Below are 13,057 nucleotides of genomic sequence, written 5' to 3'. Positions count from 1 at the left end.
CTCAGCAGCTGCGCACTTTTTATAAAATATTTGCTATAAATCACAGAAGCTATGTGACTAATTTCCCGTATACAGTAAAACGATAGAGTGCTGATGTCATAGTTTATTTCTAAAAATGCTTTTGTAATAAATATACAGCTCCTCAAAGACTAGGCGACTATTCAAAGAATGTTGCTCCACAGCTCGTTGTTGCGTAATCCTCTTAAGACACTGAGCAACCCGAAAAGGCTCGGAGTGTTTTGCGATGTGCTGAAGCGTGTTTAGATGCGCTGGGAAGTAGCGTGGCTTATCACTCATTTGCATGGCAAGCAAATCATAGACCCAGCGCTGTAACCAACCGAGAGCTAATGGCATAGGCGCCTTCTGCAAAGCTTCGCATAAGGCAAATGGCTCGCAGTTTGGGCCATATGCAAGTTGCTTGAGTATGCACTGCTTAAGCAATGCATACTCATCTCTGGCGACGGTTAGTGCAGCCAATGGCGCGCCGCCGGCTTCTGCGAGAGCTGAGGCCGGATCACTAATACCCTGACTATGAAGCCAAGCTAAAGCACTCGCCGTATTTGGCATTGCGAGCGGCCATTGTCTGCAGCGACTCACAATAGTCGGCAGCAAACGCTTCAGGTCTACACTCACAAGCAGGAATAATACCCCGGGTGGAGGCTCTTCAAGAGTTTTGAGTAGTGCATTGGCCGCCGACAAGCTTAGTGCTTCAGTTGGAGATAGTACAACTACGCGTCGCCCCCCTCGGTGAGAGGTAATACCACAGAAATCGAGCAACCCCCTAACCTGATCGATTTTAATTTCCTTACTCGGTGATTTGCATTTCTTGATACTGGCGCTTGTGGCAGAATCGCTTGCCACATCATTATGTGAGCTTTTATAAACATCGATGCTCATTTGTATTGGTATCGCTTCGGGGCAGACAAATCTGAAATCAGGGTGGTTTCCTTGCAGGAACCAGATACATGCGACGCACTTGCCGCAGGCGTATGCCTTATCATGAGGCCGCTCGCATAATAGACTCTGCGCTAGCTCATAAGCAAAATTCATTTTGCCGATGCCAGTTTGTCCATATAGCAATAACGCATGCATCCAATTATCACTCAGCATTTGGATACGCAGCCAGTCGTCGTATTGCCATGGATACAGCATTTTATTAATTAAAGAGTTAGCAGGATAGCTTCAAGCTGTTCGCGCACTGTAGAAATTGGACCTACCGCATTAATAATTGCAAACCTCTCTGGTGCCTGTGCAGTGCGGCGTAGGTATTCAGCACGGGTACGAGTAAAAAAATCGTCTGATTGACTCTCAAACTTATCGGGTATGCGAGCTCTACTACGCCTTGTATGAGCAGCATCGATTGGTAGATCGAATAGTACTGTGCAATCTGGTTGTAGCTCGCCTTGCACCCATTGCTCTAGTACCCGTAACTTATCTATAGACAGTCCGAGGCCACCGCCCTGGTAGGCGAATGTCGCGTCCGTAAAGCGATCAGATAGTACCCAATCACCACGAGTAAGCGCAGGTTCAATCAGCGTAGCAATATGTTCGCGCCGTGCCGCAAACATCAGTAATGCCTCCGTTTCACTATGCATTTCTTGACGCAGGAGAATTTCTCGCAGCGTCTCGCCTAGCGGCGTTCCACCCGGCTCGAAGGTGACAATAACACGTGCGGCTTGCAGAGCTGCACGCTCGGACAGTCTATCGCAAAACCATTGTAGATGAGTTGTCTTTCCTGCTCCATCAATTCCCTCGAGCGTAATAAACTTACCGCGCGGACGGGACTCGTTCTGGCCGCTACTCACAATATTAGCCATATCATCGACCCCTAATGTATTTGTCTACAGCTTTATTATGATCAACGAGGTTATTTGAAAAATGAGTGCTGCCATCGCCGCGCGATACAAAGTACAATGCCTCGCTGGAAGCCCCATGTAAAGCGGCTTTTAGCGAGGCATTACCTGGTAGAGAAATTGGTGTAGGCGGAAGCCCTCCGCGTATATAGGTATTGTATGGGGTATCAGTTTGTAAGTCCTTCTTACATAATTGACCAGTATATAATGTACCGAGCCCGTAGATCACGGTTGAATCGGTCTGTAATGGCATGGATAGACGCAGTCGGTTGATAAATACTGAGGCCACTAGCGGCTTATCTTTAGCACGTCCGGTCTCCTTTTCGATAATAGAAGCCATTTTTAGGGCATCGTAAGGCCCTAAATAGGGTAGTCCGGGCGAGCGACCCTCCCATTCCCGCTGAATACGCAGATGCATTAAGTGATATGAGCGCCGGTAAATGTCTAAGTCGCTAGTATTTTCTTCAAATAAGTATGTATCAGGGAAAAAAAGGCCTTCAGGCTTCTGCACAGGCACGCCTTTCATTGAAAGCATATGTAACGCGTTTTGCGTGCTTGTTTTGTGTTGATCAGTAGGCGAGATATTGGCCATAATTTTACGCATTAATTGGGAATCACTAAGCATGACAGAATCATGACGTAATGCTGGATGCGTATTGATTTCATCACGCATACGTCGAAAAGTCCAACCCTCGATGATTGTGACAAGGCATTGACGTACATTACCTTTTGCTAGCTTCTGCAACAAATCATATGGCGTAACCTCAGTTGAGAACACGTAATGACCGGGCTTCAATTGTAAAGACATACCTAGAATACGGGCCATTAGAACGAATAAGTGCCGTTCAATTGGTACGCCGCTACAGCGTAATTGAAAGGCGATGCTGCGTAGACCGCTGCGCGGCTGTATCGTGACATTGAGTGGCAATGTCATGTGAATAGGCGCGCGAGCCCAATACCAGACCGAGCTACACGCTATAAAGATACCGAATGCTGCGATTGCCACCGTAGAGAAAAGCACTCTCTTAAACACAAACATATGAAACGTGGTTAATCAGAACTTTGAATATAATACCCACTTACCTTAACTAAAGTTAATATTGATAATGTAACATTCTTATGAATATATCCCCTGAATCCATCGGGTCAAACCATGGTAATGCTAGACATGACGACGATGCCTTTGCTGCGCATTGCGCTAAACAGGGCGTTTACATGATGCTCAATAAATTCGGCGTGATAGATGTACATGGAAACGACGCAGCGAATTTTTTGCATAGTCAATTGACTAATAATATTCAAACACTCGATGAAGATAGTGCACGGCTAGCTGGATTCTGCTCGCCCAAGGGGCGGCTACTTGCTACTTTGCTAGTTTGGCGTATCGGCAATGCAGCGCGGATACTAGTTTCCGCAGATTTGGTCGAACCTATTCAAAAACGATTGTCAATGTTTGTGCTACGCGCAAAAGCGAGGTTGATAAACTCGACCAATAATCTTACCGTAGTCGGTTTCGCTGGCAATATCTCTGAATCTCTGCTGCGATGTTTTAAGTTGCTGCCCAACGGCGTGCACGGTAAGATTAATACCCCCTTCTCAGAATTGATCCGCGTGATAGATTCAGATAGATTGCCACGTTTTTTATGGATCGGTCCGCATGGAATAATTCAAGAAACGCTATCTATACTAGACTCAACATATCAAGTTAAGCAGGCTGATCCTACACTATGGGACTGGCTTGATATCCGAGCGGGCATACCACATGTGAGCGCCGTGACAAGCAATTTATTTATACCACAGATGATTAATTTTGAACTCATCGGCGGCATCGACTTTCGAAAGGGCTGTTATCCAGGGCAAGAAGTTATCGCCCGCTCTCAGTATCGCGGCACGATTAAACGTCGAACAGTATTAGCGCACACCGAGCATGCGCATGCCGGAGTCGAAGTATTTCATTCGGAAGACCCAAGTCAACCCTGCGGGGTAGTGGTCAATAGCGCCGCGGCCCCAGAGGGGGGATTTGATTGCTTAGTCCAGATTAAGCTAAGTGCACTCGAGCACGGGTCGATCCATGTTGGATCACCATGCGGCCTCACGCTGTATTGTTCTGCTACTAACACACCTATTTGAGATGTAAAAATGCTTGCGCAGCCGCGTTCGTTTGACTAAATTTAACAGTTGTCTTTAAAATTTGTCTTGATTGTAATAGCGAAAGCTTAGCGCACTTTTAATTTACTAGTCGACTACACTGTAGATCGTGCTGCTCGCTGGGCTAATTGCTACTGTATTATCGAGAGAAGCCATGCTGAAACGATCTAGCTACAGCAATGTAAAGATTTAACGACTGACTAGAATTCTAGTGGGTTGATATAGTGAGATAGAGCGCATGTTTTACCTACCTTTTAGGTAATTTAATTCTTAATATAATTCGTCTGTTATTTTTAATATATATAGGTGTAATCTAAGTTGTACATAGTCGACATATCTACCTGCGGACTTAAACTACTTGAAATTGCATAAGCTGTGTCATACAAGCTAGAACCATCAAAATATAGCACTTAAGATAAACTATTATTGCAGGGCAGTGCAGTACTCGCGCCATGTCTAACCAAAGACTTATTACATAAATACAGCCTTATCGATCTGAGATCGATGTTATGCAAATATTTTCTTGCACAGCCGCTCCGTAGAAAACGATTTAAATATCTTGCGGATTGCTATTCGACATCAAACCCGAATTAGGTCAATTCAATGATATCACAATTCAGTGGACATGTAGCTTGCGGCAAGTGTTGTTCTAAGTAGTGGCTTAGTATTAAGCTATTAATGCCCGCTAATATCAATTGATAAAGTCTAGGCATATATAAAATAAGCTATTCACATGTATGTGATTTGCTGAAGATATATTCTCTATCTCATTGCTAGCGCACTCCGACGTTCTAAGATTACTAGAAAATGTAACATAGGCTACAGCCGGCTGCCTATTATCTGCTATACCTAAGCTAAGGTATAATAAGACTTTTATCAAGAAGATTGACTTGTGCGCTTAACAATAGCTATAGGGTGACTGGCTTATACTACTACATTAATTCTGCTACGTTATAATTTAACTTAAACTACACTACTTTCTTAGGCTAGAGCCCCCGATACCTATGAAGCTTCTGTTTCATCTTCTAACAATTTCGCTTTTTTTTATTTCATTCAAAGTCTGGAGCGTGTATACCGCCACTAGTATAGCGATAGCTACTGTGTTAATACAAGTTATGTGGTCGGTGTTTCGCTATCGGCATGTGAATATGATGCTATGGGTAAGCCTGGTGCTTATTATTGTATTTGGCGGTGCAACTCTGGTACTACATGACGATAGGTTCATTAAGTGGAAGACAACCTTATTGTATTGGGTATTCTCACTAGCTATTTTGTTCTCACAATTTATTCTTCGTAAGAATCTAATTCAAAAAGCCCTAAATGCGCATATTCAGCTACCCCCTTTAATTTGGGTCAAACTTAACGTTATCTGGGGCCTTTTCTTTGCAGCGCTGGGTATTGCTAACCTCTGGGTTGCGTACCGATTTTCTAACAATACCTGGGTCGATTTTAAGCTATTCGGCACGACTGGGGCGACGCTTATGTTTATTGTTATACAAAGTCTATGGCTAGCTAGATATAAAAAGGAGGGGTAAGCTAATGAATAATATCTTCTTAAATTCCTCGACAGATCAGAGAATCTCGCTAATCCGTGATCGTCTTTGCGCAGCCCTATCACCATTTACGCTGGAAATACGCGATAATAGCTCAGAACATGCTAAACATATAGGCTCCGCTACCGGTAGTCACTATATACTAACTATTGTTTCGGCTGCGTTTGAGGGCTATACGCGGGTAGATCGTCACCGGTTAGTGTATTCTGCACTCGGTGATGCGATGCAGGATGGTGGTATCCACGCGCTCTCAATTAGCGCATATACGCCCAAAGAATTTAAAGCACGCTGATAATGTGCGATCGCAGGATACATGATGTGCACTGTATTTGCCTAAACTATTATTATTTAACTTGCTAAAAAATATTTTCTGCAACTGCGGGCGCTTATCCATGGGGAATTATTAGTCGTAAGTTATAACAAAGCATTTGGTCTCAGCATCGTCAGGCGTTTAGAAGTCAAAGATATATACTTTGCTCGCTAGCCAGGGCGTTAAGATCCAAACACCTATTAAAATCTTATAAAAAATAATAAGTTAATCTGTCTTTGACAGAAATCTGTAAAGAGCTGAATTTTATTGTATTTTATTACTGCACGCGCAGCAAGCAACAACCCTCACCTCCGAGATTAGAGCTAGTTCAATCCTTAAGGAGTTTTTGGGGCAATAATTCAAAATTATAACTTGGTTAAAAATTATGCAGATTTAGACTGGGATAATTCTAAAATCTTTATTTATTCGTTCGTGAATATAGTGATGGCCAACTATAGGCAGCATAATCCTACTGCTATTCCCATATGTAGTTTGTTTAATATGTTACTGGCTTAATAATAATTACTTGATCTGACCATCATCGCTCAATTAATATAAGTAACAGTTTAACCAATCCAGCGGCGCGCGTTACGGTATAGCCGTAGCCATGGGCTTGGTTCGCCCCACCCCTGGGGGTGCCAGCTCATTTGTACTGTTCTATGCACGCGTTCAGTATGCGGCATGAGAATAGTAAAGCGGCCATCTGGTGTGGTTACTGATGTAATACCCTGTGGCGAGCCGTTCGGATTAAATGGGTAGCGCTCGGTTACTACACCATAATGATCAATATAACGCATAACAATCTCTGCGCTCGATAGGTCTCCTTGTTCTGAGAAGTCTGCATAGCCTTCGCTATGTGCTACAGCAACAGGCAGTCGAGAGTTCTCTAGCCCAGCGAAGAAAATCGACGGCGATTTTTCTATTTGTACAAACGAAAAACGAGCCTCAAAGCTTTCAGAGCGGTTTCGCACGAAACGGGGCCATGCTTGTGCCCCTGGAATCATCGATGCAAGGCTACTCATCATCTGGCAACCATTGCAAATACCAAGCGCAAATGTATCGGGACGCCCAAAGAATGAGCTAAACATATCCGACAAACGTGTATTAAAACGAATCGTTTTTGCCCAACCTTCTCCGGCACCTAGTACGTCGCCATACGAAAACCCCCCGCATGCTACCGCACCGGAGAATTGCGCAAGATCTGCGCGTCCCTCGATTAGATCAGTCATGTGTACATCGTAAGGATCAAAGCCGGCTAGAGCGAACGCATACGCAGTTTCTAGATGTGAGTTCACACCTTGTTCGCGTAGAATGGCTAGGCGTGGCCGCTGCTTTCTGCTTAAGATAAAAGGCGCTGCTACATCCTCCTGCGGATCAAACGTCAGATGCGGCACGATACCAGGATCTAGTGCATCACTTAATGATGCATACTCTGCATCCGCACACTCGGGATTATCTCGTAGCCGAGAAATGCGCCAACCGACTTCGCTCCAGACCTGCAGAAGCTCAGTACGGGGCATATTATAGATTTTCTTTGCATCGCGATAAATCTCAATCACATCACGCTCGTTAGGCTTTCCAATAACGTGGCTCGCGCCTGATAGTCCGAATTCGCGTAACGTTGCTAGAACCTTATCTCGCTCAACAGAACGAACCTGCAACACTGCGCCTAGCTCTTCACAGAATAAAGAACGTAGAGTTTGATCATCTCGACGGGCGGCTATTTGCTGGGTCCAGTCTTTAACGTCACCATAGTCAAACTCATACCCCTGCTCGAGGGCAAGTATATCTATGTTCAATGAGACGCCAAGATGACCAGCAAAGGCCATTTCCACTACCGTCACAAATAAACCGCCATCAGAGCGATCATGATACGCAAGCAGTTGGCCATCTTGGTTAAGGCGTTGAATTGCAGAAAAGAAAGACTTTAGGTCTTGCGCATCTTGTACATCTGGCACACTGTCGCCGATCTGTTGTGTGACTTGTGCAAGGATACTGCCGCCGAGACGGTTTCGTCCATGGCCTAAATCAATTAAAATTAATACCGAATCCCCGACGTCGGCTACGCAGCGCAACTGGGGGGTGAGATGGGTACGTACATCTACCACCGGTGCGAATGCAGAAATAATTAGCGATACTGGTGCAATAACCTCCTTATCAATACCATCTTGATGCCACTTCGTGCACATCGACAACGAGTCTTTTCCTACTGGAATATCGATACCTAATGCCGGGCATAAGTCTAGACTAATAGTCTTAACAGTGTCGAATAATGCGGCATCTTCACCTACACTGCCACATGCAGCCATCCAGTTAGCCGACAGCTTCACTTGATTTAACGACTTGATTGGGGCGGAAGCAATGTTTGTAATTGCTTCACCAACAGCCATACGTCCAGAGGCTGGAGAATCGATCACTGCGAGAGGTGTTCGCTCAGCTATTGTCATTGCTTCGCCACGGAAGCTATCGTAATCGAGCGCGGTGATAGCGCAATCAGCTACCGGTACCTGCCACGGGCCGACCATCTGATCACGGACTGAGAGGCCGCCAACCGTTCGATCGCTAATTACAATCAAGAATGACTTATTAGAAACAGTCGGATGTCTGAGTATCCGAGTAGATATATCTGATAGGGGTAAGCCCGTAAGCTCTACCGGAGAGAACTTTCGATATATACGTGTGATGTCGAAATGCATCCGTGTGGCTTTTCGAAGCAGAACGTCTACCGGCATATTGACAGGCATACGCGAATAATGAGTAGTATCAGTTATAGAACTGTCTATTAATTGTAATTGGCGTTTGTCCGTAGCAATACCAAGCACCGCCATTGGGCAGCGTTCTCTGAGGCATATCGCTTTAAACTCAGGTAGATCATGAGGTGCAATTGCAAGAACGTACCGCTCTTGTGCTTCATTCGACCATATCTCACGTGGCGACAACCCACTCTCCTCAAGCGGCACTCGTCGTAATGCAAATCGCCCACCTCTACTAGAACCCTCGATAATCTCCGGAAGTGCATTAGATAAGCCACCAGCACCAACATCGTGAATAGACAAAATTGGATTGTCCTTCCCACGTTGCCAGCACGCGTTAATAACCTCCTGTGTACGGCGCTGTATTTCAGGATTGCCTCTTTGCACTGAAGCAAAATCAAGCTGAATAGTATTAGCCCCCGTAGTCATCGAGCTAGCTGAGCCGCCGCCAACACCAATGCGCATACCTGAACCGCCGATTTGCACTAGCAGAGAGCCAACTGGGATAGCATTCTTATGCGTATGCGAATGAGAAATATTACCCATTCCCGCTGTTATCATAATTGGTTTATGATAACCGTATATGCGTCCACCAACGTTCTGCTGATAAACACGGAAATAGCCACCTAGATTTGGTCGACCAAACTCATTGTTAAAGGAGGCGGCGCCGAGAGGACCGTCGACGATAATCTGCAGCGGCGAAGCAATGCGCTCAGGTCGGCCATAGCGGCCGGTACTTTTATTAGAAGGACGCCCGGAAAGGGGCACCGTGGCATCGAGAGTAGTTTCCCAGGATTCAATGGCATTTGGCAGCTCTAGATTAGATACCGAGAAGCCAGTCAGACTAGCTTTAGGACGTGCTCCACGTCCGGTAGCGCTTTCATCACGGATCTCGCCGCCAGCGCCTGTTGCTGCGCCAGAGAACGGTGAAATCGCTGTCGGGTGGTTATGTGTTTCAACTTTTATCAGAAGGTGCTGCATATCATAAACCGACGTATAGCGATATGTGCTACCGCCAGCAAACCAGCGATGTGCGAGAGCACCCTCTATTACCGCTGAATTATCTGAATACGCAACAATCGTTTGTTGACCGCTCAGCTGGTTCGTGTTCTTAATCATCTGAAAAAGTGATAGCTTTTGGAGCTGGCCGTCAATCGTCCACTGCGCATTAAAAATCTTATGCCGGCAATGCTCACTATTAACCTGCGCGAACATCATTATCTCTACATCTGTAGGGTTACGATTAAGCTTAGTAAACTCCTCAACTAAATAATCGACCTCCTCGTTACTAAGGGCAAGTCCGAGTTCAGTGTTAGCGGCTATTAGTGGAGCTCGTCCTTGGTTAATAACGTCCACTAATTGCAACGGTTTGCTTGGCAATGCATCAAATAACTGATGAGCTTCCTCTCGGGTAGAAATCACGCTTTCAGTCATCCAATCGTGCAGCACTAAAGCAATCCTGGCTCGAGCCGGGCTATCTAATCTTTTGTTCGTACTAGGCTTCCCGGATAGGCCGTTTTTAATTAGCACTGTATACTCAATGCCGCGCTCAATACGCAGCACGCTCGCTAGCCCACAGTTACGAGCGATGTTTGTAGCTTTTGACGCCCATGGCGAAATTGTGCCGATCCTTGGAATGACCAGAAAAATTTCGCCACTGTGATCGGCTGTTGATGGCTTACCATATTCGAGTAATTCTATAAGCCGTAATATATCCGCATTACTAAGCACAGTATTGGAATAAACGAAATGGACATAACGTGCACACAAATTGGCCACGGTTGGTTCAATTGTTTCTAGAGTTTTTAAGTAGCGGTTCTTGCGAAACTCAGATAGCGCTAGAGCGCCAGGAAAGCACGAGAAATAGGCCATTTGGATTGAATGGATTGCATCGAAGGTTGCTAATTGACTTATCGACTGAAGCACATTGCACAAGTGTACCTAAAATTAATGTGCCAACACGTGTCAGATAAAACAGGGACAAGCAGTGAGAGAAAGTTATATTGTACTGCGTCGCATTTATTAACTACATAGATGTGGATATCATATGTCACCACATTGCTTAACGTCTAGAGGAGCTAGCAATCGATGCCTTATGCAAGCCAACACTTTCTCACGGCGAATGATGCTTAATACTTATGCTATTACGAAAATTAAGACTTATAGCAGTTTTCTGGCGAAGAATAACGCATAAACCTCTATATCAGCTAGCGCCTATTAGCCTAGAAACGCTGCGGGGTATGCATCTATTATTTAGGTTCTAAACCCACCTGATACTTATCTATATATTAAGCACAGCTTAACAGGCAATCGAAGATATTGCGGCTTATTGTTATAATTAGTGCAAATAAATCATATATCTAGTATAGACGTAAGCCGTTCGTGCCGACATGTCTATCTCTGGCTGCTTTTTTCATTATAAAAATAAGTAATAGCTATGATTTTACACTCTCTTTCCACTTGGTCTGCTTTAGCTGCCCACTATAAATTAATTCGAAATTCTCATATGAGAGACTGGTTCGACCCTATAAGCGATCTGGCGCCTACACGGGCAGATCGCTTTACTGTTACTGGTGGTGGATTAACACTAGATTTTTCGAAGAACCGCGTAACTGACCAAACAATTTCTTTGCTCATCCAGCTCGCCCAAGAAACTCATGTGCAAGCGCGACGCGACGCGATGTTTATCGGTGAGATCGTGAATCCAACCGAGCGCCGTGCTGCATTACATACCGCTTTGCGGGCTTCTGATGCGAGTGCGCCATACGCAGCACAGATTAAGGCAGAACGCATAAAAATGGCAATTCTTGCTGAGCGAGTTCGAAATAGGCAATGGCTTGGCTACACTGGTCAGCCAATTGAGCATATCGTCAATATTGGTATTGGAGGATCGGATTTAGGTCCGAAAATGGTTACGCACGCATTGCGTCATTTTGCGAAATCAAGGATTCGAATACACTACGTATCTAATATTGACGGCGTCGATCTTCAGGGCGTGTTAGAGCAGATTAATCCAGAGAAAACACTAGTTATTATTGTGTCAAAGACATTTACAACGTCAGAGACGATGACAAACGCTTGTTCACTGCGTGACTGGTTTAGGCGAAGCGGTTGTACATCAGATCAATTAGTTTCGCATTTTGTTGCTGTATCAGCCAATCTCCAAGAAGTAGTGCGTTTTGGCATTTCGCCAGATAATATATTCGAGATGTGGGACTGGGTCGGTGGACGCTATTCACTATGGTCAGCCGTTGGATTGTCAGTAATGATCGCGATCGGACCAAAAAATTTTGATCAATTGCTTAAAGGCGCTCATCTAATAGATGAGCATTTTCGCTACGCACCATTAGAGCATAATATGCCAGTTCTACTCGGGATGCTTGGCGTTTGGTATCGAAATTTTTTCGGTTCACAAAGTTATGTGGTTGCGCCCTATTCTCAAGCGCTGTATTTTCTGCCAGCTTACTTACAGCAACTGGAGATGGAAAGTAACGGAAAATCTGTAACGTTAGATGGACATATTGTTGATTATCCAACTGCAGCAGTGGTCTGGGGAGAACCGGGTACAAATAGCCAACATGCATTTTTTCAAATGCTACACCAGGGACCAACAATTGTACCTATTGACTTTATTATATCGTTGACGCCCGAGCATTCCCTGCCTGGCCATCATGAAAAATTACTAGCGAATTGTTTTGCACAAAGCGAGGCTTTAATGTTAGGGCGTACAGAGGCTGAAGCAAAAAATATTGTAGGATGTAAGCAAGCGTCACTTGTACCACATATCGTTTTCCCGGGGAATCGACCAACAAACACAATACTACTTGATGAGTTAAATCCCCAATCTCTTGGGGCCCTAATTGCGCTATATGAACATAAAACATTTGTACAAGCTGCTGTATGGAACATTAATCCATTCGACCAATGGGGCGTCGAACTAGGAAAAATTCTCGGTAAAGTTGTTGAGTCAGAGTTGATATCTACATCATCAGTTGATTTACGCAATCACGACTCATCTACTCGCGCATTAATTACCCGCGCTCGTGAATCTGCAACTTTAAAAAGCGGTATTGTATGCTAGTGTGCTAATAGATAATACTTTCTATATAATAGAGTAAGAGTATTTCTACAGATAGCATATTTAGAGCACTACTAATCCTAGTTTAGGACATAAATTGTCCATGCTTAGCTATAGAAAAAAAGATTAATACTTACTCTAACTAGTAAGTAGTTAATTATACTATGGTTAATAGTATAACCCAATAAATTAAAATTTTTGGTAAACTAAGAGCGCTATTCTTTATCCAAAATTAGGCATTTTTATTTAGAATATTTTAAATAACCTAGAACGGAACGTGTGCTACTACAAAATATTTAGAATTATTGCACAAGAATTTAACTTTGCCTATAATAAGAATTATAGTAAAAAAGATTTATTCC

At 44.3% G+C, this 13,057-nt stretch carries 8 protein-coding genes; 4 read left to right on the top strand and 4 right to left on the bottom strand.

Annotation, left to right across the window (positions count from 1 at the left end; translation table 11 throughout):
- Window positions 1–96 precede the first annotated feature (96 nt).
- Genes holB through mltG form a run of 3 tightly spaced genes read right to left on the bottom strand, consistent with a single transcriptional unit; the run spans window position 97 to window position 2,892 of the window.
- Window positions 97–1,152 carry a DNA polymerase III subunit delta' gene (gene holB / locus KW136_RS02845; protein WP_216797004.1) on the bottom strand — a complete coding sequence of 352 codons (1,056 nt, stop codon included), beginning with the start codon at window positions 1,150–1,152 and terminating at the stop codon, window positions 97–99.
- An 8-nt stretch (window positions 1,153–1,160) separates the two neighbouring features.
- Entirely contained in the window at window positions 1,161–1,817 is a 657-nt protein-coding gene (tmk, locus tag KW136_RS02840) for a dTMP kinase (protein WP_216797002.1), read from the bottom strand.
- A gap of 1 nt (window position 1,818) precedes the next feature.
- Window positions 1,819–2,892, bottom strand: a complete 1,074-nt coding sequence (gene mltG / locus KW136_RS02835; protein ID WP_216797000.1) for an endolytic transglycosylase MltG — start codon at window positions 2,890–2,892, stop codon at window positions 1,819–1,821.
- Between the two features lie 80 nt (window positions 2,893–2,972).
- On the opposite strand from mltG, the gene ygfZ reads away from it, so the two are divergent.
- The 3 genes from ygfZ (at window position 2,973) to KW136_RS02820 (ending at window position 5,846) form a co-directional block, all read left to right on the top strand.
- The gene (gene ygfZ, locus KW136_RS02830; protein WP_478210269.1) at window positions 2,973–3,983 is read left to right on the top strand and encodes a CAF17-like 4Fe-4S cluster assembly/insertion protein YgfZ; all 1,011 of its coding nucleotides are present in this window, start codon (window positions 2,973–2,975) and stop codon (window positions 3,981–3,983) included.
- 1,022 nt (window positions 3,984–5,005) lie between these two features.
- Window positions 5,006–5,536: a septation protein A gene (locus KW136_RS02825; protein ID WP_216796998.1), complete on the top strand. Its 531-nt coding sequence runs from the start codon at window positions 5,006–5,008 to the stop codon at window positions 5,534–5,536.
- Window positions 5,537–5,540: 4 nt separating this feature from the next.
- Window positions 5,541–5,846, top strand: coding sequence for a BolA family protein (locus tag KW136_RS02820; RefSeq protein WP_216796996.1), 306 nt, complete (start codon window positions 5,541–5,543; stop codon window positions 5,844–5,846).
- Window positions 5,847–6,430: 584 nt separating this feature from the next.
- Here the strand turns inward: KW136_RS02820 and purL are convergent.
- Complete coding sequence (gene purL, locus KW136_RS02815; RefSeq protein WP_216797453.1) at window positions 6,431–10,489, bottom strand: phosphoribosylformylglycinamidine synthase; 4,059 nt, start codon at window positions 10,487–10,489, stop codon at window positions 6,431–6,433.
- Between the two features lie 565 nt (window positions 10,490–11,054).
- Between purL and pgi the strand changes: the two genes are divergently transcribed.
- Window positions 11,055–12,698 (top strand): glucose-6-phosphate isomerase, encoded by a 1,644-nt coding sequence (gene pgi / locus KW136_RS02810; protein ID WP_216796994.1) that lies wholly within the window; start codon window positions 11,055–11,057, stop codon window positions 12,696–12,698.
- Window positions 12,699–13,057: the final 359 nt, after the last annotated feature.

The sequence above is a fragment of the Candidatus Vallotiella hemipterorum genome (assembly GCF_910593725.1).
Classification (GTDB): Bacteria; Pseudomonadota; Gammaproteobacteria; order Burkholderiales; family Burkholderiaceae; genus Mycetohabitans; species Mycetohabitans hemipterorum.
This window is presented reverse-complemented; position numbering and strand designations above follow the sequence as displayed.